The sequence below is a fragment of the Mesorhizobium sp. M0166 genome, from assembly GCF_040322255.1.
GTDB lineage: Bacteria > Pseudomonadota > Alphaproteobacteria > Rhizobiales > Rhizobiaceae > Mesorhizobium.
The window spans coordinates 80,214-99,730 of record NZ_JAMYTD010000005.1; the positions used below are offsets into that span (position 1 = coordinate 80,214).

General features: G+C 61.9%; 21 protein-coding genes and 2 tRNA genes. 15 read left to right on the forward strand and 8 right to left on the reverse strand.

Annotation, left to right across the window (positions count from 1 at the left end; all coding sequences use genetic code 11):
• Window positions 1-10 precede the first annotated feature (10 nt).
• On the reverse strand, window positions 11-1,000 hold the full coding sequence (locus NKJ46_RS08665; RefSeq protein ID WP_352664080.1) for an ABC transporter permease: 990 nt from the start codon (window positions 998-1,000) through the stop codon (window positions 11-13).
• On the reverse strand, window positions 997-3,555 hold the full coding sequence (locus tag NKJ46_RS08670; RefSeq protein ID WP_352664082.1) for an ATP-binding cassette domain-containing protein: 2,559 nt from the start codon (window positions 3,553-3,555) through the stop codon (window positions 997-999). The genes NKJ46_RS08665 and NKJ46_RS08670 overlap by 4 nt, the downstream gene beginning before the upstream one ends.
• A gap of 197 nt (window positions 3,556-3,752) precedes the next feature.
• On the opposite strand from NKJ46_RS08670, the gene NKJ46_RS08675 reads away from it, so the two are divergent.
• The 5 genes from NKJ46_RS08675 to NKJ46_RS08695 all read left to right on the forward strand — a co-directional run bounded on the left by NKJ46_RS08675 (window position 3,753) and on the right by NKJ46_RS08695 (window position 7,679).
• Window positions 3,753-5,036: an ROK family transcriptional regulator gene (locus NKJ46_RS08675; protein WP_352664084.1), complete on the forward strand. Its 1,284-nt coding sequence runs from the start codon at window positions 3,753-3,755 to the stop codon at window positions 5,034-5,036.
• Between the two features lie 191 nt (window positions 5,037-5,227).
• Window positions 5,228-5,428, forward strand: a complete 201-nt coding sequence (locus NKJ46_RS08680) for a CsbD family protein (protein WP_352664086.1) — start codon at window positions 5,228-5,230, stop codon at window positions 5,426-5,428.
• A gap of 523 nt (window positions 5,429-5,951) precedes the next feature.
• Window positions 5,952-6,479 (forward strand): hypothetical protein, encoded by a 528-nt coding sequence (locus tag NKJ46_RS08685; RefSeq protein WP_352664088.1) that lies wholly within the window; start codon window positions 5,952-5,954, stop codon window positions 6,477-6,479.
• Window positions 6,480-6,744: 265 nt separating this feature from the next.
• Window positions 6,745-7,002, forward strand: coding sequence for a hypothetical protein (locus tag NKJ46_RS08690; protein ID WP_352664090.1), 258 nt, complete (start codon window positions 6,745-6,747; stop codon window positions 7,000-7,002).
• Window positions 7,003-7,085: 83 nt separating this feature from the next.
• Window positions 7,086-7,679, forward strand: coding sequence for an SOS response-associated peptidase (locus NKJ46_RS08695; protein WP_352664092.1), 594 nt, complete (start codon window positions 7,086-7,088; stop codon window positions 7,677-7,679).
• A gap of 98 nt (window positions 7,680-7,777) precedes the next feature.
• On the opposite strand, the gene NKJ46_RS08700 is transcribed toward NKJ46_RS08695, so the two are convergent.
• The 3 genes from NKJ46_RS08700 to NKJ46_RS08715 all read right to left on the reverse strand — a co-directional run bounded on the left by NKJ46_RS08700 (window position 7,778) and on the right by NKJ46_RS08715 (window position 10,951).
• Complete coding sequence (locus NKJ46_RS08700; RefSeq protein WP_352664094.1) at window positions 7,778-8,323, reverse strand: group I truncated hemoglobin; 546 nt, start codon at window positions 8,321-8,323, stop codon at window positions 7,778-7,780.
• A 984-nt stretch (window positions 8,324-9,307) separates the two neighbouring features.
• Entirely contained in the window at window positions 9,308-10,099 is a 792-nt protein-coding gene (locus tag NKJ46_RS08705) for a DUF1194 domain-containing protein (RefSeq protein ID WP_352488279.1), read from the reverse strand.
• A gap of 777 nt (window positions 10,100-10,876) precedes the next feature.
• Window positions 10,877-10,951 (reverse strand) — tRNA-Thr (locus NKJ46_RS08715).
• Window positions 10,952-11,122: 171 nt separating this feature from the next.
• On the opposite strand from NKJ46_RS08715, the gene NKJ46_RS08720 reads away from it, so the two are divergent.
• The 10 genes from NKJ46_RS08720 to NKJ46_RS08765 all read left to right on the forward strand — a co-directional run bounded on the left by NKJ46_RS08720 (window position 11,123) and on the right by NKJ46_RS08765 (window position 17,097).
• Window positions 11,123-11,329, forward strand: a complete 207-nt coding sequence (locus NKJ46_RS08720) for a hypothetical protein (RefSeq protein WP_352664096.1) — start codon at window positions 11,123-11,125, stop codon at window positions 11,327-11,329.
• 158 nt (window positions 11,330-11,487) lie between these two features.
• Window positions 11,488-12,780 (forward strand): UDP-N-acetylglucosamine 1-carboxyvinyltransferase, encoded by a 1,293-nt coding sequence (gene murA, locus NKJ46_RS08725; RefSeq protein WP_352664098.1) that lies wholly within the window; start codon window positions 11,488-11,490, stop codon window positions 12,778-12,780.
• A 93-nt stretch (window positions 12,781-12,873) separates the two neighbouring features.
• Window positions 12,874-13,308: a DUF2948 family protein gene (locus NKJ46_RS08730; protein ID WP_352488277.1), complete on the forward strand. Its 435-nt coding sequence runs from the start codon at window positions 12,874-12,876 to the stop codon at window positions 13,306-13,308.
• Window positions 13,309-13,312: 4 nt separating this feature from the next.
• On the forward strand, window positions 13,313-14,605 hold the full coding sequence (gene hisD / locus NKJ46_RS08735; protein ID WP_352664100.1) for a histidinol dehydrogenase: 1,293 nt from the start codon (window positions 13,313-13,315) through the stop codon (window positions 14,603-14,605).
• Between the two features lie 2 nt (window positions 14,606-14,607).
• Entirely contained in the window at window positions 14,608-15,093 is a 486-nt protein-coding gene (locus NKJ46_RS08740) for a UPF0262 family protein (RefSeq protein ID WP_292663977.1), read from the forward strand.
• A 1-nt stretch (window position 15,094) separates the two neighbouring features.
• Window positions 15,095-15,562, forward strand: a complete 468-nt coding sequence (locus NKJ46_RS08745) for an arsenate-mycothiol transferase ArsC (protein WP_292663983.1) — start codon at window positions 15,095-15,097, stop codon at window positions 15,560-15,562.
• A gap of 89 nt (window positions 15,563-15,651) precedes the next feature.
• Window positions 15,652-15,870 (forward strand): translation initiation factor IF-1, encoded by a 219-nt coding sequence (infA, locus tag NKJ46_RS08750; protein WP_006200926.1) that lies wholly within the window; start codon window positions 15,652-15,654, stop codon window positions 15,868-15,870.
• Between the two features lie 25 nt (window positions 15,871-15,895).
• Window positions 15,896-16,525: a Maf-like protein gene (locus NKJ46_RS08755; RefSeq protein ID WP_352664102.1), complete on the forward strand. Its 630-nt coding sequence runs from the start codon at window positions 15,896-15,898 to the stop codon at window positions 16,523-16,525.
• Window positions 16,522-16,713 (forward strand): DNA gyrase inhibitor YacG, encoded by a 192-nt coding sequence (gene yacG / locus NKJ46_RS08760; RefSeq protein ID WP_352488273.1) that lies wholly within the window; start codon window positions 16,522-16,524, stop codon window positions 16,711-16,713. The genes NKJ46_RS08755 and yacG overlap by 4 nt, the downstream gene beginning before the upstream one ends.
• Before the next feature lie 308 nt (window positions 16,714-17,021).
• Window positions 17,022-17,097, forward strand: a tRNA-Phe gene (locus NKJ46_RS08765).
• Between the two features lie 201 nt (window positions 17,098-17,298).
• Here the strand turns inward: NKJ46_RS08765 and NKJ46_RS08770 are convergent.
• From NKJ46_RS08770 to NKJ46_RS08780, 3 genes are read right to left on the reverse strand one after another with little or no spacing between them, the layout of a single operon-like run.
• Entirely contained in the window at window positions 17,299-18,117 is an 819-nt protein-coding gene (locus tag NKJ46_RS08770) for a class I SAM-dependent DNA methyltransferase (protein ID WP_352664104.1), read from the reverse strand.
• 13 nt (window positions 18,118-18,130) lie between these two features.
• Window positions 18,131-18,886 carry an AAA family ATPase gene (locus NKJ46_RS08775; protein WP_352664106.1) on the reverse strand — a complete coding sequence of 252 codons (756 nt, stop codon included), beginning with the start codon at window positions 18,884-18,886 and terminating at the stop codon, window positions 18,131-18,133.
• On the reverse strand, window positions 18,883-19,326 hold the full coding sequence (locus NKJ46_RS08780) for a hypothetical protein (RefSeq protein ID WP_352664108.1): 444 nt from the start codon (window positions 19,324-19,326) through the stop codon (window positions 18,883-18,885). The genes NKJ46_RS08775 and NKJ46_RS08780 overlap by 4 nt, the downstream gene beginning before the upstream one ends.
• Window positions 19,327-19,517 lie beyond the last annotated feature (191 nt).

The following is a 19,517-nucleotide window of genomic DNA, read 5'->3' on the forward strand; positions in this document are numbered from 1 at the left end:
GGGCCCGAGATCACCCCTTTGTCTCCCGCATTGCGCGGGATCTATTGAGCATCTCCTGTGTGGAGCGCCAGTAATTGCCGACCAGCAGCGAACCGATCAGAAGCAGGCCGATGATCATGCCCTGCGCGTCGCCACCGATCTGGTTCAGCGCCAGCACGTTACGGATGATGGCGATGAGGACCAGTGCCAGCATGACGCCGGTCAGGCGGCCCTTGCCGCCAAAGACGCTGACGCCGCCGAGCAGCACGATGGTGATGACATCGAGCTCCATGCCGAGCGCGTTGTTGGCGCGGGCGTTGGAAAGGCGCGCGGTATAGACGATGCCGGCTATCGCCGCGACGACGCCCGAGACGACGAACAGGTTCAGCACCATCCGGCGCGTGTTTATGCCGGAATAGCGCGCCACTTCGGGGCTGCCGCCGAGCGCGTAGATGCGCTTGCCGGTCGGCGTCTTCTGCAGCACGACCGCGAACACCGGCGCCAGCACCAGGAAGGGCACGATGGTCCACGGTATCTCGGTGCCCGGCAGGTTGTTGATGCCGAAGTCGACGACCGCGGGCGGCAGGATGTTGACCGAGCCGGTGCCGAGCAGGATGTAGCCAATGCCTCGATAGAGCGCCATGGTGCCGAGCGTCACAACCAACGACTGCAGTCCAAGACCCGAGACCAGATAGCCGTTGAAGGCGCCGAGCAGGCCGCCGACGGCGAGCGTCAGCGGGATTGCGGCAAGCGTCGGCACACCGGCCTGGACCAGCAAGCCAAAGACGACGGAGGTCAGCGCCAGCACCGAGGCGATCGACAGGTCGATTTCGCGGGTAATGATGAGCAGCGTCATCGGCAGGATCAGCAATGCCTTTTCCGAGGCGCTGGCGGCCAGTTGCGAAAGATTGAAGCCGGAAACGAAATTCGGCACGAAGATCGCGGCATAGAGGAAGATGGCCACGCAAGAGGTCGCCAGCAGCAGATCCCAGAAGTCGATCGAACGGAGGAACTTTTTCACCGCGCCCTCGCCTGTCTTGCCTGCTCGGCACGCCGCACGATGAAGGTGTCGATGCCGATGGCGACCAGGATAACCAGGCCGTAGACGCCCTGCAGCCACAGCGGGTCGACGCGCACCAGCGTCAGCCCGTTCTTGATGACGAGCAGTGTGAGGGCTCCGAGAATGATGCCGAGCAATGTGCCCGAACCACCGCGGATGGCGACGCCGCCGACCACCGCCGACGCGATGACGGTGAGTTCGAAGCCGAGCGCGACGCGGGCGTCGATGGTCGCATAGCGCGATGCCCACAGCGCGCCGCACAGGCCGCCGAGCAGGCCGGCCATGCCAAAGGCCAGCAGGATGCGGCGGTCAACGGGGATGCCGATCAGACGCGCGCCGTCCGGATTGGAGCCGGCGGCGAACAGTTCGCGGCCGACGGCGGTGCGATAGAGCAGCACATAACCCAGGCACAGGATGACGATCGCGATGACGACGATCAGCGGCACGCCGGCGATCTTCAGGCCGGTCATGTCGAGCCAGGCTTGCGTGACTTCGTCGGCGCTGATCTGGTCGCCGGCCGCCCAGATCGAGTTGAAGCCGCGGAAGATCGACATCGAGGCCAGCGTGACGACGATCGCCGGGATCTTTCCCCTGGTGACGACGAGGCCGTTGATCAGGCCGGCGACACCACCGACGGCGCATGCGGTCATCAGGCCGATGCCAATGTCGAGCCCCGGATAGGCCTGGACCATGCTGGCCGCCATGTAAGCCGACAGGCCGATCACCGCTGCGATCGAAAGGTCGATGTTGCGGGTGATAAGCACCAGCATCTGCGCGAGTGCCGCTACGACGAGCAGCGCGGCATCCATCGACACCGCGGTCAGGTTTGCAGCGCTCACCATGCGCGGGTTGATGATGGTGACCGGGATGGCGACCGCCAGCATCGCGGCGAGCAGGCCGAACTCCCGCCGCTTCAGTATGTCGAGCGGTCCTTTTCTTGTCTCCTCACCGGCGGCCTGTGCCGCCGCATCGGCGCTTTCGCCGGCTTTCGTCGCTGCTTCCAGCACCTTTTCCTGGGTAGCTTCGCCCCTGCTGAATTCGGCCGTCCGATGGCCTTCGCGCAGGACGATGATGCGGTCGCACATGCCGATGAGCTCGGGCATTTCGGAGGAGATCAGGATGATGGCCATGCCTTGCGCTGCAAGGTCGGCGATCATTGCATGCACTTCCGCCTTGGTGCCGACGTCGATGCCTTGCGTCGGTTCGTCGAGGATGAGGACGCGCGGTTCGGTGCGCAGCCACTTGGCCAACACCACCTTCTGCTGGTTGCCGCCGGACAGTTCCTTCACCGGCTGCGCGTAGCCGGAAAAGCGAAGCTTCATGCGCTTCAGCCAGTCCGAAACCAGATCGATCGCGCGGTTCGTGCCGTAGACGCCGGAGCGGGCCGCCTTGTCGAGGACGGGCAGCACGGCGTTGTCGAGGATGGAAAAATCCATCACCAGGCTCTGGCCCATGCGGTCTTCCGAGACATAGGCGATGCGCGCATCCATGGCGTCACGCGCCGACGCGAAGCGCACAGTCTCGCCGTCGATCAGGATTTCGCCGGCATCGGGCTGGTCGATGCCGAACAGCACGCGCGCGATCTCGGTCCGCCCGCTGCCGACCAGGCCGCCGAGCCCGAGCACCTCGCCGGCATGGAGCTTGAAGTCGATATTGGAAAAGCCGCCGGCGTGTGAAAGCCCCCTCGCCTCCAGCACCAGTGCGCCGGTGGCGTGGTTTCGCTGCGGATAGAGGTCGGTGACCTCGCGGCCGACCATCATGCCGATGGCGGCGGCGCGGCCAAGCTCGGCCTTCGGCTTGACACCAATGAGACGCCCGTCGCGCAGCACCGCGATGCGGTCGGCGATGCGGAAAATCTCGTCCATGCGGTGGCCGACGAACATCATCGCCACGCCGTGCAGCCGCAGGTCGGCGACGACGGCGAACAGCCGCTCGACCTCGCGCTGCGACAGGGCGGCCGTCGGCTCGTCCATGATCAGCACCCGCGCGTCGAGCGACAGGGCGCGGGCGATCTCGACCAGTTGCTGTTCGGAGGTGCGCAACGTTCCGAGCCGGGTTTCGGCCGGCACGTCGAGGCCGACTGTCGCCAGCACCCTGCGCGCGCCGGCAAGCATGGCGGCGTTGTCGATACCGCCGAAGCGGTCGCGCGGCATATGGCCGAGATAGATGTTTTCCGCCACCGAAAGATCCGGGAAAAGACCGGGGTGCTGGTGCATGACCGAGATGCCGGCAGCCTGGGCGTCGTGCGGCGAATGAAAGACCACAGGCTTGCCATCGACTTCGACATGGCCGCCGGTCGGGAGATACACGCCGGCCAGCAGCTTTACGCAGGTGCTTTTGCCGGCGCCGTTTTCGCCAAGCAGAGCCAGCACCTCACCTGAGCGCAATTCGAAGGACGCGTCCTTGAGGGCAATCGTGCCGCCGAAGGCTTTTGTCGCCTGAACCAGGGCAACGGGGACAGCCGCGTCGCTCTTCACCATGGCATCGGCTTCGCCTAATGCGCCCAAGTGCAGCACCTTTCCTCCCTGGTCCTGTTTTTTCAATTTGCTATATTAAATGGCTGAATGCCGCAACTGGAAAATTGACTTCCATGGCCGCGAGGGGCACTGTCGCGTCGCGCACGGGTGCGATTGGAGTGCTCGACCCCGCGGCACCCTCAAAGCTGCAAGCGGCTGGAGTGGCTCTGCGGGAATGAAATGAGGAGGCGCCGGTTTTGTCCGGAAAAGGCAGCAATTCGGTCAAGGTTCGGCATTATAACGAGCGCTTCGTGCTGGATGCCATTCGCCGCCTGAAGGAGGCATCCAAGTCCGATTTAGCGCGCGCCGCAAATCTGACGCCGGCTGCAGTCGCAACCATTGTCGACGGGCTGGAATCGTCCGGATTCGTAAAGCAAGTGGGAAAAAGGTTCGGACAACGCGGATCGCCATCCACTCTCTACCGACTTGCACCCGAGCGTATCTACAGCGTCGGCATCAAGATCGGCCGTCGAGCGCTGGAAGCCGTGCTCGTCGACTTTGCCGGCGAGGTCCGCTCCCGCGAGTCGCATGAATATCGCTTTCCAGATCCCGATATGGTGCTCAAGGCCGGCAACATGTCGCTCGCCAATTTCGACAAGCTGGTCGAGGGGCTTGGCGATGCCAGCATTGTCGGCGTCGGCATCGCCTCGCCATATTTCCTCGGCGGCTGGAGCGAAGAGCTCGGCTTTCCCGACGATCTTGGCAGCCGCTGGGAAGCAATCGATCTGACGACGTTCTTTGCCACAAAGCCGACGACCCCGGTCTTCGTGGAAAACGACGCGTCATCGGCCGCACTCGCCGAACTCATCCAGGGGACCGGCGCGCGCTTCCGCGACTTCATGCATATCTCGATCGATACCTTTGTCGGCGGTGGACTGGTGCAAGGCGGCAAGGTCCATACCGGGCCGCACGGCAACAGCGCCGCGCTCGGTCCTTTGCCGGTCTCGCCTTCAAGCCTCGATTCGGTGGCGGCCAAGCCGGCGCGCTACCAGAGCCTACTGCATCGCGCTTCGATCTATGTGCTGGTCAATCATCTCAAATCGCGAGGCATCGAGATCAACCGCGTGCGCGAGCTCGATCCCTTGCCGCCGGGGGCGCGCGAACCGCTGTCCGAATGGATCGACGATTGCGCCAATGCGCTGGTCGAGGCGATCATCGCCATCACTTCGGTCATTGACATCGAGGCGATCGTTCTCGACAGCATCCTGCCGCGGCCGATCCATCTCGAGTTGCTGGCAAAGGTGCAGACCCAGTTCAACAGGGTCAGCGCCATCGGCATCGTGGCGCCGGAAATCGTCTCGGGACAATTCGGCCCCGAGGCCTCGCCGATCGGCGCGGCGATGCTGCCGTTCTCGGCCCTGCTAGCGCCCGACAGCGGCGTGCTGATGATCGGCAAGGACAGAACAATGCTGCCGGGCAGCCTCTCGAGGCTTGCCGGCCAAAGCCAGCAAGCAAGAAGTCCGGCGACTTCAACGGGATAAGATGGCGCTGCGAACGGCAATCAAGCTTTGGATAGCATCAACATCAGCTCGCAGTCCGGCACGGGCACGGCGGGCTTTTTGCGCCGGCACCGGAACTTTTAGCGGCTGCTAATCTTCATTCGTAACCAACATCGAAATGCGGATCGGTCCGCGCTCCGCTCAGTACGGGCCCAGGAAGCAAGGAGGAACATATGAACTGGGATCAAATCAAGGGAAAATGGACGCAGTTCAAAGGCAAGGCGAAAGAGCAGTGGGGTGACCTCACCGACGATGATCTCGATCGGATCGAGGGCAACCGGGACCAGCTGGCAGGCCGGATCCAGGAGCGATATGGCATCGCCAAGGAAGAGGCGGAGCGCCAAATAGATAACTGGTCCAGAAGCATCAGCTAGGTCTTGGACGCAACGCCTTACGCTGCCCATCACCCGGCAAATGTGCGTCGCCCGCCGTGCCGACTGGTGCGGCGGGCTCTTTCGACAGCAAGGCCCGCGAGGAACCTTTAGCCATATCTAATGTTCTACATGCGTGGCGGGCTTCGCCTCGGCGTGCGCCCAGCCCGTAGGCGAAGGAGCGTAATGATGAACAACATTATCTGGCTGGTCGGCGCCATTGTGATCGTAATCGCCATTTTGAGCTTTTTGGGTCTGCGGTAGCGTCCTAGCCCTCTCTTCGACCTCTTCGCCTCGGCAGCGGCTCCCCCGCCGGCATGGCCTCGCTGTCCGTTGCACTCAAGCAGGTCAGACTTAGGTCCCAAGCAAAATACTCCAGGATTGGACCGAAGCCCCGGCTGAGGAACGTAGCCCGCCGGCTCACGTTGTGGTGAGCTTTGGCGCGACGAAGATGCGTCCGGGCGGAGAGTTCAAAGCCAGGGAGGAGAGGCCCGACGCTCCGAACGAGCTTCGGGCCTGGCCGTAAATGCAAACGATCAGCAGACTGTTCAATTCCCATGCCCAGGCAGCACGTGCCGTTGCCAGGCTTCAGGCCGCCGGGATTCGCCGCCGCCAGATCAGCGTCGTCGGATCTTACAACGACAACGATGAACCGATCAGCGTTGCTGGATATTACGATGATGAGGTGAGCGTTCTCTGGCGGGGTGCGGTTGCTGGTGCCGCACTTGGCGCGACGGCTGGTCTGTTGGCCGGTTTCAGTGCTTTTGGAGCTCAAGACATTGATCCTGCGGGCATGACCGGGATGGCCCTGGTCGGTGCGGCGTGGGGCGGCTTTGCCGGCGTGCTTCTCGGAACTTTTGCCGATTTCGCCCAGAAGCCGCGCAAGCCGAAGATCGCACAGGGTGTCGTACTGGTGATGGCACGCGTCGATGAAAGGCAGGCCAGCGCCGCGCATACGGTGCTCCGGAGTTTCGCGGAGATGCCTTCCGGGCCGATGAAGAGGAGCACTTTGCCGAATTCAAGCCGGCTCCGCGTCCGATCTGGTGCCCGATGAAGTTTGTTTCGCGAAACAGGAATTCAAACCGGAGGCGCCCGACGAAAGCTTGGCAAACCAACACTTTGGAAGCATGCGGGCTACTTGCCGTCGTGCTGTCCTTTATTCTTACCGTTCTGTTGGTTGGTCTCATCCTTGGCTGAACCCATGCCCTTGCCACCGGCGACACTATGCCCGGCAATTGGCGAAGGTTGTGGCGAGTTCGAAGGATTAAACCATTCGTGCTAAGCGTTAATAGCTTGTCGCCATAGGAGAGGACGCCAACGTGGACAAACGGGCTGAAGGAGACGCGGAGAAATTGGCTCGAGGCGAGTTCGAGCTCAAAGCCGAACGATATGGCGTGAACGCCTTTCTTCTCGTTGTCGAACTTGTAAATCTTCTGGAAAAGCGCGGAACGATCAGCAGCGACGACGTCGCGAAAATAGCCGAGGCCGCCGCACTTGCCGTTGCCGCATCCAGCGAACCCGACGTGAGCAGCATCAATCTGTTGCAGGCCATCGCTGCCGCACGCCGGCCCAAATAGGCTTATAATCAAATCCGCCAGCAATCAGCGCCAACAAGCGCCATATATTGAACTGATCTCGATCGAGCGTGCGGAGCCATTCCATGTGCAATGACTACGAGCAGCACATCGCCTGGGCCGAGTATTGCCGGATGATGAAATCGCTGGCGCTCAATATCCCCAGTCATCAAACCGAACTGGATCTGCCGCAGGCGGATGACATCCACATCAACGATCCCGCCCCGGTAATGCGGGCTGCCGGCGACGCAATCGAACTGGCGTCGATGACGTTCGGCTTTCCTCCGGCCGGACCAAAAGGCGGACCTGTGTTCAACTTTCGCTCGGAGGGCCGGCAGTTCGGCAACAGCAAGCGCTGTCTCGTTCCCGCGTCGGCATTCTTCGAATTCACGGGAACGAAATATCCAAAGACCAAGCACAGGTTCTCGCTGAATGGCCATTCGTTCATGGCAATTGCCGGGCTGTGGCGCGAGGGTGTCGGCAACAAGCCGCCGACGTTCACGATGCTGACGAGCGAGCCAGGCCCGGATGTCGCGCCATATCACAACCGGCAAGTGGTTGTGCTGCGGCCATCGGACTGGGCGGCGTGGATCCACCTGACGAGGTCCGAGGCTGAACTCCTGCGACCGCTGCCGGAAGGGTCGCTCCAAGTGGAGACAGCTCGGGCAGGTTCGGAGTAGGAACCATCGGGATAATTGCCCGCTGAGCTGCGGCCGCGCTGCATAGTCACAGCGACGCGCGCCATGCTCAGAACGGATGCCCGCACGATATAAGCGCTTCAGCCCCGCTTGACGTAGCCGGCGGTGACCTCGTCCTTGTGGGCGGCGAAAGCTTCCAGGACTTCGGTTTTCTCAGGCTTCGGAATTTTGAAGTGATCCAGGGTCCGCCCGAGTTCCGCTGCGACCTCATCGAATTCCGCTGGGGAGATCCGCAGGTCGCGATGCGCTTCCTCGAGGCCGAGCGGCGTCGCGCCGGGCTTGGTGGCGACGAACTTGAAGGGCCCACCGGAAACGTCGCAGACCCACAGCGTGCGCATGAACTTGAGGCCGGGCAACCTTTCAAGGTTCTTGGTGTGCCATTTGCGCAATTGCGGGTTCTTGGACTTCTGGCCGACGATGGGGTTCTTCACGACGGCGTCGCTGAAATGATCGATCACCGCTGCGATGGCGAACACACCCCCCAGTCGCTCATACAGACTTTTCTCGGATGTGGTTTTCTTCGTCTGGGCGAGCGCCTTGTCGGCAGGCAATACCGACGTTGATGCGGCGGCCAGCGCCAGCCCGGCGACAACACTTCGTCTCGTGAAAGAGGCCGAAATTTTCATCCCTGGTTCCCTTCGAGGTTAGGCCAGAGCAAGCCGCAGCCTGACTGGCGGGCTTCATGAAGTGACATTCGGACACTTTTCCATATTTAGCATCGTCTAAGGAACTAACGAGTCCTTCGCCCGAATTATTCCGATGGACGGCGTTCTCACGGTCCGCGGAAAAGGGCGAAGGCCGCGCGGATGAGGAAGGCTTAAGCACGCGTCGCGGCACGCGGCAGAGGGCATCTGACTTGCTCATTGAGCCAGCAAGATCGACAGGGCCGCCGATGCGGCCGAAGCGGCCGACCAAACGGCTGTGCCAAAGCGGGACCAGACCAATTCGCCTCGGAACGCCGCCAGGCTAGTGCGCCTTCTCTGTGCCTTTTGAGCGACGAAGAGACCTAACTTCCTCCAGCAGTTCGCGCTCATTGGTAGTCACGTTTCGGAAGATTGCGACAATCATCACCGCCAAGGCTTCGGCATCCAGGCTTAGAGGGTCAATGCGTTCATCTGCGCAAACCTGATCAAACACGCGTTCACAAATAGCCAAATCGTGAGGGCTGAGGCGAGTGCGATTGAAACGCCGGCGCGACATTTGCGAGCCTTCGAGGCCCGCTGCCCGTGGAAAAGAGGCGGGTCTTGGCAAGAAACGCGAGGGTTGAGTGATTGTTCCCGGCTGCAAGCTTTGTTACGCCGCCTGCGGCAGGGGCAGACCAGATGCTTTCCCACCTCGACCTTGGCATTTTCCTGGCATGGCGAGATGCTTGGCACCTCAGGCATTTTCGAGCGCCCGCCCGAACGGCTCTGGCTGCCATGCGCGGACTGATTTTGGACGGCTGGACCGTTGGACTCACGTCAGACACAGTAGTCTGGGCAAGACTGCTTCGAACCCTAAACGGGGCCGTCGACTACCGTTTTGCTTCGAGATCAGCGTGGCCGATTTTTGGACCGCCCCAAAATCGCTCGAACCTTTCTTAGCTTCGTCGGGCAGACTGCAGGATCCGTCTAAGAACGTGCTTTGCCGGAGGCGGAACTCACTTCTCGAATTAACTTCCTGATTATTGCCGATTGAAAGGCAGCGGCACTGTCGGCGGGAATGACGAACGAGCCGGGTCCTCCGATCACGTGCCTCGAATAATATTCCGTCGTCGTCTCACCATTTTCAACGTCAGCGCCTATTGGAAGGCCATTAATTACAATGGCTTTCTGGAGTGCTCTCTGACGGCTGTCCTCGACGGACGTTCCGTCATTGTTTGATCCGTCGCCTGAAATATCGATGATTCTGCGCAACGTTGGGACAGGCAGTTTGTCAAAGGCGTCCACAGAGGCGTCGATCGCGTATGAGATCGACGTATTCGATCCGCGCGGACCAGATCGTCGCCTTTCCGACTTCTTCCGGAGTGCCTCAGCGATGACGGCCGCATCATTTGCATCGGAAAGAATGGTCCAGCCCACCCTGGTTTCCAAGGAGCCGCGGCTCGACCATTCGACAAAGGTGACGGCGATCTTGCCGTGCACACCCTCTTTGATCACGTTAAGCACGGTTGCTGATTCCAAAGCAGCGGCATAGCTCTCGCGCTGTAGCTTGGCCTCTATGTGGTTGATGGAGCCGGACATGTCGGCCGCAAGAACGATTGCGACGTCGACTTCGTTAATCGGATCGTCAAAGACAACCTTCTCGCGATTTTCATCAGGAGAGAGACCGTTCGTATAAGGATTAGCGTGAGTATACTGGACAGAGACCAGCACAATTTTCAGCAATCCTGCGACCAGTGCGCTAAAGGATAGGACATGCATCTGCCATCTATCCTCATGAGCTTATGAAACTCTGGGGGGCGGTTGATCGCTGACTTCTATTAATTCTGAAGGGAACTCAAGTAGTTGAGATAAAAGGGGGTTACTCTCCTAACATTAGCTTTCTCTATATTAGCTGTGACTATTTCAAAAGTCAACAAAATGGAGGGAGAGACACGGGGTAGGCAGCATGCCGGAGCGGAACGCGAGAACGGCTGCACAGGAGGACGCTCCAGCATCTTTTTATTAGCTAGTGCTAATTAGCAGGCATATGATCTTCAACATGTGGCCGAAGCGGCAACCGGAAAAGGGAATGGCGCGGCGCCGAGCCACTGCCGCGGTCGTCCTTGCGGCACTTTCGTCGCCAGGGTTTTTGGTTCCCTCGAGGGCGCATGATGCCCCGTCCGGCTGGGGCTATCCGCCGGCCTGCTGTCACGGCGACGCGGAACACGGCGAGTGTCAGCGAATCCCAGCGCGGGCGGTTCATGTTCGTCCCGGTGGCTGGGTTGTCATCCTGAGGCCTGGGGATCATCGGAAGATCACGCGGCAGCAGCGATTTGCCTTCATCCGACCGAAGAGCATGAGAACTGTTTTCTTGCACCGCCCGATGCCATGTGACCCGGGAGCGGCGCTGCGTCCGAAAAATCGCGAGATGCGGGAACGGCGCTGCAAGCCGGGTCCAGGAGCATGCTGGGTCGGCGCCCTAAAGGCCGCAATTACACGGCGAGTCAAAGGGCAATGAAATTCAGGCGCAACACAAATCCTCGGTGACCGAAAATCTGGTGCTGCGAGAGAGGATTGAACTCTCGACCTCTCCCTTACCAAGGGAGTGCTCTACCACTGAGCTACCGCAGCCGCCGATGGCGGGCTTCTGCCATATCGAACCGGCAAGCGCAAGGCCAAGACAGGGGCACAAAACGGGGCCGGGTTGAAAGGCCGCACCGGTCGATCGTTGCGGACATGGCCGTGCCACAATGTTGGCTATCCCTTGATCCGCACCGGCGGGTCGCCGGCCGGGACGGAACGATGAACGGCAAGACAGTTTCTCCGAACAAGGATGGACCACCGGAGAAGGATGGTTCAGCGAAAAAGGCCGGAACGGGCCGCAAGGATCGGCTGGCCGAGCAGCTGCGCGCCAACCTGCAGAAGCGCAAGGCGCAATCGCGCTCGCGAAGGACCGGCGACGCCGACGAGCGGCCGGAGGGGCTGCAGGCGGCGATGAAAAAAGATTAACGCGAATCGGCTATGTTTATCGCCGGTACTTTGGCCAAAGTCGGCGTGGGCCAAAGTGGGGAGTAGCCTGTTTCTTGAACCAAGCCGGCCAATGGTCTAGACGGCCGCAACAGACTCAACCGATTTAAACCGGCCTTTGCGCCGAGGGGACGCTCTTCATGGATCGCATCAGAATTGTCGGCGGCAATAAGCTTGCCGGAAGCATCCCGATCTCGGGCGCCAAAAACGCCGCGCTGCCGCTGATGATCGCCTCGCTTTTGACGGACGACACGCTGACGCTGGAAAACGTGCCGCATCTGGCCGATGTCGAGCAGCTGATCCGCATCCTCGGCAATCACGGCGTCGACTATTCGGTCAATGGACGCCGCGAAAAGCAGCAGGAAGGCTATTCGCGAACCATCACTTTCTCCGCCCGTAACATCGTCGACACGACGGCGCCTTACGAGCTGGTGTCGAAGATGCGGGCCTCGTTCTGGGTGATCGGCCCGCTGCTGGCCCGCATGGGCGAGGCCAAGGTGTCGCTGCCCGGCGGTTGCGCCATCGGCACGCGCCCGGTCGACCTGTTCCTGGAAGGTCTGCAGGCGCTGGGCGCCGATATCGATGTCGACACCGGCTACGTCATCGCCAAAACCAGGAACGGCAGGCTTGTCGGAAACCGTTATGTGTTCCCGAAAGTCTCGGTCGGCGCCACCCATGTGTTGATGATGGCGGCCTCTCTGGCCAAGGGCGAGACGGTGCTCGAAAATGCCGCCCGCGAGCCCGAGATCGTCAACCTCGCCGAATGCCTCAATGCCATGGGCGCGAAGATCTCCGGCGCCGGTACGGCGACCATCACCATCGACGGCGTCGAGGCGCTGTCGGGCGCCCGTGTCAGGGTGATCCCCGATCGTATCGAGACCGGCACCTATGCGATGGCGGTGGCGATGACCGGCGGCGACGTCGTGCTGGAAGGCGCCCGGCCCGACCTGTTGCAGACGGCGCTCGACATCATCTCGCAGACGGGCGCTGAGATCACGCAGACCAATTCCGGTATCCGCGTCAGGCGCAACGGCGCCGGCATTTCGCCGGTCGACGTGACGACGGCCCCCTTCCCGGCTTTCCCGACCGATCTGCAGGCGCAGTTCATGGGCCTGATGACGATGGCCAAGGGCAAGTCGCGCATCACCGAGACGATCTTCGAAAACCGCTTCATGCACGTCCAGGAACTCGCCCGGCTCGGCGCCCACATCACGCTGTCCGGCCAGACGGCGATCGTCGAGGGCGTCGCGAAGCTGAAGGGCGCGCCGGTCATGGCGACCGACCTTCGCGCCTCGGTGTCGCTGGTCATCGCCGGCCTTGCGGCCGAAGGCGAAACCACGGTCAACCGCGTCTACCACCTCGACCGCGGCTTCGAGCGGCTGGAGGAAAAGCTGTCCGGCTGCGGCGCGGAGATCGAGCGCATTTCGGGCTAGAGCCTTTCCGCAAGGCTTGCGGTCCGGTTGCGCGCATCGCCAAGACCGCCTAACAGAAGGCCAAATGTAAACCTTCGCAGGTGCGAATTCCGCATGAATGGCCTCAAGCTTGTCGCACTCGACGATCAGGATCTGAGCATCATCTCGGCGCATGTCCAGGATGCTGTCATGAAGGTCAGCGATCTCGAATACCTGCCTTCGGTAAAGCGCTTCGTGCTGACCATGAACCGCTTCGTCTGGGAGGCGAAATCCGGCTTCTTCCGCCAGCACAATGAGCGGCGGCAGGCGGTGCTGCATTTCGACCGGGTGCTCGGCGCCAAGACCAGTGGCATTGCCCGCGACAAGCCCGACGAAGTGCTGTCGCTGCTGGCGATCAGCTTTCTCGCGCTCGACAAGCCGGCCGGCATCGTCGAGCTGATCTTTTCGGGCGGCGGCACAATCATGCTCGACGTCGAATGCATCGAGGCACGGCTTGCCGATGTCGGCGGCGCCTGGGAAGCGACGTCGCGCCCGGTCCACAGGGTTTGAGCCGATGGCCGTCACGCTTCGCCAATCCGACCCCGATTTCGAGCAGCGCTTTGCCGCGTTCCTGCTGACCAAACGGGAAGTCTCGGCCGATGTCGACGCCGTGGTGCGCGAGATCATCGCCAAGGTGCGCGCCGAGGGTGACGCGGCGCTTATCGGGTACACGCAGAAGTTCGGCGGCGGCGACCTGGCCAGGCTCGGCATCGCCGTCTCCAGGGATGACATTGCCAGGGCCTACCAAGCCGCCGATCCGCAGACGGTCGAAGCGCTGAAATTCGCGCGCGAGCGCATACGCTCCCATCACCAGCGGCAGCTGCCGCAGGACGACCGCTACACCGATGCCGCCGGCGTCGAGCTCGGCTCGCGCTGGACGGCGATCGAGGCCGTCGGGCTCTACGTGCCGGGCGGTACGGCGAGCTATCCAAGCTCGGTGCTGATGAATGCCGTGCCGGCCAAGGTCGCCGGCGTCGAGCGCATCGCCATGGTGGTGCCGGCCACCGACGGCGAGGTGCCGCCGCTGGTGCTGGTGGCGGCCGACCTTGCCGGCGTCTCCGAAATCTACCGCGTCGGCGGCGCCCAGGCGATCGCGGCCCTTGCCTATGGCACCGAGACGATAAAGCCGGTCGCCAAGATCGTCGGCCCCGGCAATGCCTATGTCGCTGCGGCCAAACGCCAGGTGTTCGGCACGGTCGGCATCGACATGATCGCCGGGCCGTCGGAAGTGCTGGTCGTCGCCGACGGCAGCAACGATCCCGACTGGATCGCCGCCGACCTGCTCGCCCAGGCCGAACATGACGTGTCGGCGCAGTCGATACTGATCACCAACGACCGTGCCTTTGGCGCAGCGGTCGAACAGGCAGTCGAACGCCAATTACAGAACCTGCCGCGCCGAGAAACGGCGGCGGCGAGCTGGCGCGATTTCGGCGCCATAGTCCTGGTGCCGACGATCGAGGCAGCACTGCCGCTGGTCGACCGCATCGCGGCCGAACATGTCGAGCTTGCCATCGACGACCCCGAGGCCTTCCTGGCGCGGATGCGCAATGCCGGCGCGGTGTTTCTCGGCCGCCACACGCCGGAAGCCATTGGCGACTATGTCGCCGGCTCCAACCACGTGCTGCCGACGGCGCGCTCGGCGCGCTTTTCGTCCGGGCTTTCGGTGCTCGATTTCGTCAAGCGCACGTCGATCCTGAAGCTCGGGCCGGAGCAGTTGCGGGCACTGGCGCCGGCGGCGATCACGCTGGCCAAGGCGGAAGGCCTCGATGCACATGGACGCTCCGTCGCCATCCGGCTGAACATGTAGAAATGTCCGACTACGACCAAACCCGCGCCAGGCTGATCGATGTCGAGCTCGACGAGACGATCGGCCGCTCGACGCCTGATGTCGAGCATGAGCGGGCGGTGGCGATCTTCGACCTGATCGAGGAGAACCGCTTCCAGCCGGTCAATGACGACGGCGCCGGGCCGTACCGGCTGAAACTGTCGCTGGCCGAGTCCCGGCTGGTGTTCGCGGTGGCGCGAGAGGACGGCGCCGCCGTGGTCACCCACATCCTGTCGCTGACGCCGCTTCGGCGGATCGTCAAGGACTACTACATGATCTGCGAAAGCTATTACGATGCCATCCGCACCGCGACGCCCAGCCACATCGAGGCGATCGACATGGGCCGGCGCGGCCTGCACAATGAAGGCTCGCAGACGCTGATGGACCGGCTTGCCGGCAAGATCGAGATTGACTTCGACACGGCGCGCCGGCTGTTCACGCTGGTTTGCGTGCTGCACTGGCGAGGCTGAACTGGCTGCCCCGCTGCCCCGCCCGATCCTGCCCCGCTCGATCCTGTTTGTCTGCGGCATGAACGCCGTGCGCTCGCCGATGGCCGAATTGCTGGCGCGCAAGGTGCTTCCGCCCACCACCTTCGTCGCCTCGGCAGGAGTGCGCGGCGGCGAACGCGATCCGTTCGTCGATGCCGTGCTGGCCGAAGAAGGGCTGTCGCTTGGCGAACGGCACCCGAGAACGATGGACGACCTCGAGGACGACTATTTCGATCTGATCGTGACGCTGGCGCCGGAAGCTCACCACACCGCGCTCGAGCTCACCCGCTCGCTGGCCGTTGAGGTCGAGTATTGGCCGATGCCCGACCCGACCGGCGTCAGCGGCACGCGCGAGCAGATCATGGCCGCCTACCGCGACGTACGCGAGCGGCTGAAGGCGCGGATCGGCCGCCGTTTTCTCGGCAACGGGGCTGAAAACGCCGCGGATTAAGCATGTTCACAAGCGGACGTTTATCATATAGGTTCCGCGCAACTTTCCGGCCGGGGCGCTGGAAGTACCCATCCAAGCAAAGGTATCGAATGCCGAAGGAAGAAGTCCTCGAGTTTCCGGGTGTCGTGACGGAACTGCTGCCCAACGCGATGTTCAGGGTCAAGCTCGAAAACGAACATGAAATCATCGCCCACACGGCCGGCCGCATGCGCAAGAACCGCATCCGCGTTTTGACCGGCGACAAGGTCCTGGTCGAGATGACGCCCTACGACCTGACCAAGGGCCGCATCACCTACCGCTTCAAGTAAGTTCAAGGACCCGGCCGGGATCGCGATGGGCATTTTGCAGAAGCTCGTGCTTGCCTCGGGTTCGCCGCGCCGGATCGAGCTGCTGCAGCAGGCCGGCATCGAGCCGGACCGTGTGTTGCCGGCCGATGTCGACGAGACGCCGCTGCGCGCCGAACACCCGCGCTCGCTGGCCAAGCGCCTGGCGACGCAGAAGGCCGAAAAGGCGCTGGCCTCGCTGAAGACCGAGACGGACTACGCGCCGAGCTTCGTGCTGGCCGCCGACACGGTGGTTGCGGTGGGGCGGCGCATCCTGCCCAAGGCCGAGACGCGCGACGACGCCGCCAACTGCCTCGGGCTTTTGTCCGGCCGTTCGCACCGCGTCTATTCGGGCATCTGCCTGATCACGCCGGGCGGCAAGCAGCGCTTGCGGCTGGTCGAGACCAGGGTCCGCTTCAAGCGGCTGCCGCGCGAGGAGATCGAGGCCTACATCGCGTCGGGAGAATGGCGCGGCAAGGCCGGCGGCTATGGCGTCCAGGGGCTTGCCGGCGCCTTCGTCGTCAAGCTTGTCGGCTCCTACACCAACGTCGTCGGCCTACCGCTCTACGAGACGGTGGCGCTTTTGAGCGGGGAAGGGTTCAAGGTGCACGCCAACTGGCTGTCGGGTGCGCGGCTATGAGCCCGGACGACAAGGTCACGCCGTTACGTCCCAAGCGGCCCTGCCCCGAATGCGGCAAGCCATCGGCGCGCGAAACCTATCCGTTCTGCTCGAAGCGCTGCAAGGACATCGACCTCAACCGGTGGCTGAAGGGGGTCTACGTCATCCCGGGTCGCGACGACGAGGACGACAACGACGACCAGAAATAGCGCCGTCCGCCTGCGGTTTTCCACAAGCTTGGGACGGTTTCGCGGCCGCGATCGTGACCGATGATCGGCCTTGCCGACTGCCTCTCGTTTCCCGCCTGAAATCAATGTCCAGGCCCTGTTCCCATCCGGATAGATCGGATGGAACAGGGTCTGGCGTTTTGTCTTTTCCGAAAACCGGATTCCACTTTTCGGGATCATGCTCTAAGCGCTGGACAGGCCGAATTCCCGTGCTATAACCCACGCGCTTTCAAGGGGTGCCGACGGCGCTTTCATGAACCCGGTGTGCAGATTGCCGCGTGCCGGAGCAGGCCCAGATAGCTCAGTTGGTAGAGCAGCGGACTGAAAATCCGCGTGTCGGTGGTTCGAATCCGCCTCTGGGCACCACTACTTCCTCATATAAAATTAATGGCTTGCGGTGTCGCCAACTTGGCGACTTACGGCATTTCATGTCGCGCCGCGTTGCGAACTGATTGAGCCAAGCGAAGCGCAGCCAAAAACGACACTCGATACTTTCCTGCCAATGGCTTCAACAAAGACCAGCCTCATGGCAAATGCTCGGTTTCAAATTTCATGTGCCCGCCGGCTTTACCGCTTTCTGGCAACCACCAGGAAATTCTGCGCAAGCCCCGCCGGAATCCTGGCACTTGCGCAGATCCTTTCAAACGGCACGATCAATATTTCGCAGAGTCTTGGCAGCAAATTCCCGGGTCGCGGCAAAAAACCGTACCCAACTATCCGCTCGACAATAAAGCCATTTGCAATGAGCATCTGCTCGTATCGTTTAATGCTCAAAGTGTGGCGGACTGTCCCTCCTGCATAACGGTTCAGAATGCGGCAGACCAGCCCTATTGGCGAGGTCGCATTCATGTGGATATTCGAGATTAGCAATCCACCTTCGTTCAAATGCGCGCTGATGGCCGACAGTGCATCCTTCCTGAGCTCATCTTCAGCATTGAGGAAGAATCTGAATGCCGTGACCACGTCGAACCTTTCGACAAGCGGAGAGAACGTAAGATCAGCGCGGACCAATCTCACGTTCTTCGGAACCCGTGCGCTAGCCAGCATAGATTGGGAGATGTCAACGCCGACGACTTCACCAAAAAATTGAGCGGCGATATTTGCTATGCGGCCTGTGCCGCATGCGAAGTCCAGGCATTTCCGGTTCGGCCCGCCGACAGGCAGGAGAGTACGTTCGACCAAAGGCTTTTCGATACCCGACCACAGAGCTGCATAGTAGCCGGACCGGAACGTGTCGGAGTAATGGGCACCGTACCCAACCGTCTGATGGCTTGCTCGGTAATCCGGACGAGCGGGTGCACGGTTCTCATGGGCGCTCCCTAACGGTCGCCACTGCGCCCGCAGAAATCTGCGAATGCCAACCAACGATCTCACCGTGAGCACCATGCAACTCGCGCCTCTAGTCTGGCCCGACGCATGCCGTCGCGGGCAATCCGTGCCCCACGATGCGCGCGACGACCTGTTCGAAATTGCGTGGGTCGAGGCCGTCGACACGCATCAGCGGCCATTTGTCTTGCAGGCATTGACCGATCTCCCTCGCGATATCCGCTTGCTTCAGGCCCCTGACCACTCCGACTTCGAGAAGGCGCTCTAGGTATGGCTGCCGCGCATACCGCTCAATGAGCCGGTGGCGCAGCGTTTCCCCGGGCGCGTCGACTTGAATGAGGAGATCCGGTCGCGGCAGGAACGTCAGGCAATTACGAACCATGTCGATACTTTGATCTCGTCCCAACAGGACGAGCGCACACAACGCCTGAACGATGCCCTCTTCGAAAATGAAGTACCCTTCTGAGGCCTGCGCCGTATTCCAGGCTTCGAAGAGCAAAACGACGTCGACCTTCAGACGCAATGCCCATATTCGACTTTTTGGAGGGATCGATGCCAAAAGCCGCGCAGCGGCCCCCTCGCTCGGCGGGGTCGAGAACAAGACCGGACTCGCGGTGGCGAGCTTGTGCACCAGACGCTGGATGCCATGGCGTGTCTCCGGGCCTTCATCCTCGACCGAATCGACTTCGCTGCCGAAAGAGACAAAATCAATCCGGCGATAGCCGTTGACGGTCTTCACACGGATGTCGTGTTTCGCCAGCTCACGGCAAAGGGCGCGGAGAAGGGTCGTCTTGCCTGCGCCCGGCGGACCGAACAACTCGATAATCATGTAGGGATCTCCCGAACAGGAAGCAGAAAGATCGGATGAAGCGAACTCGCCCGCTCCGGCGGTGTGGCGAGCGTAAATACTCTGGCATCCGCCTGGCCGAGTTGACCCCGCTCGCTGGCATCCTGCCGACGCCGCAAAAAGTTTTGGAGGAGATGCGATGCGGCGGAAGATTGCCTTTCCATGGCGTGCAGTCCCGTCTGTTGAGCCGCGACAGCGTTGCCGGTTGACGTGAGAACTTGCAATTGCTTCTCGATCGCCTGCGCTTGCGGCTGGTCGCTATCGAACTGGCTCGTCGCCCGTGCCATCTCCCGATCGATCGAGCGCCCCTCGGTTGCCCGTTGGTCGACGTCGGTCGTGGTGGCTTCCAGGCGTGCGAGCCTCGACGACGCCGACCCCGGCGCCTGCGCCAACACCTCCGTCGTCGCGCCGCTTGCGCCCATACATGGACCTCAGAAAGTCTCTAAAAACGCCTGGGGATCAAAGCTTACTGTGAGCGCCGAACCACACCATCATCCATCTGAATGACTGTCGGCACCACGGCACGCGCGTTTGGGCGCTGAACAGGGCAACGAGTTCAGGCCGAGCGGGCGCTTTTGGCTTGACGCGACACAAACGCGACATTCGGCCTAAA

Coding starts and splice junctions, on each gene's coding strand:
- NKJ46_RS08680 (WP_352664086.1), top strand. CDS start 5,228: ATGAACTGGGATCAAATCAAGGGAAAATGGACGCAGTTCAAAGGCAAG.
- NKJ46_RS08685 (WP_352664088.1), top strand. CDS start 5,952: ATGCAAACGATCAGCAGACTGTTCAATTCCCATGCCCAGGCAGCACGT.
- NKJ46_RS08695 (WP_352664092.1), top strand. CDS start 7,086: ATGTGCAATGACTACGAGCAGCACATCGCCTGGGCCGAGTATTGCCGG.
- NKJ46_RS08700 (WP_352664094.1), bottom strand. CDS start 8,323: ATGAAAATTTCGGCCTCTTTCACGAGACGAAGTGTTGTCGCCGGGCTG.
- NKJ46_RS08705 (WP_352488279.1), bottom strand. CDS start 10,099: ATGCATGTCCTATCCTTTAGCGCACTGGTCGCAGGATTGCTGAAAATT.
- NKJ46_RS08720 (WP_352664096.1), top strand. CDS start 11,123: ATGAACGGCAAGACAGTTTCTCCGAACAAGGATGGACCACCGGAGAAG.
- murA (WP_352664098.1), top strand. CDS start 11,488: ATGGATCGCATCAGAATTGTCGGCGGCAATAAGCTTGCCGGAAGCATC.
- NKJ46_RS08730 (WP_352488277.1), top strand. CDS start 12,874: ATGAATGGCCTCAAGCTTGTCGCACTCGACGATCAGGATCTGAGCATC.
- hisD (WP_352664100.1), top strand. CDS start 13,313: ATGGCCGTCACGCTTCGCCAATCCGACCCCGATTTCGAGCAGCGCTTT.
- NKJ46_RS08740 (WP_292663977.1), top strand. CDS start 14,608: ATGTCCGACTACGACCAAACCCGCGCCAGGCTGATCGATGTCGAGCTC.
- infA (WP_006200926.1), top strand. CDS start 15,652: ATGCCGAAGGAAGAAGTCCTCGAGTTTCCGGGTGTCGTGACGGAACTG.
- NKJ46_RS08755 (WP_352664102.1), top strand. CDS start 15,896: ATGGGCATTTTGCAGAAGCTCGTGCTTGCCTCGGGTTCGCCGCGCCGG.
- yacG (WP_352488273.1), top strand. CDS start 16,522: ATGAGCCCGGACGACAAGGTCACGCCGTTACGTCCCAAGCGGCCCTGC.
- NKJ46_RS08770 (WP_352664104.1), bottom strand. CDS start 18,117: ATGGTGCTCACGGTGAGATCGTTGGTTGGCATTCGCAGATTTCTGCGG.
- NKJ46_RS08775 (WP_352664106.1), bottom strand. CDS start 18,886: ATGATTATCGAGTTGTTCGGTCCGCCGGGCGCAGGCAAGACGACCCTT.
- NKJ46_RS08780 (WP_352664108.1), bottom strand. CDS start 19,326: ATGGGCGCAAGCGGCGCGACGACGGAGGTGTTGGCGCAGGCGCCGGGG.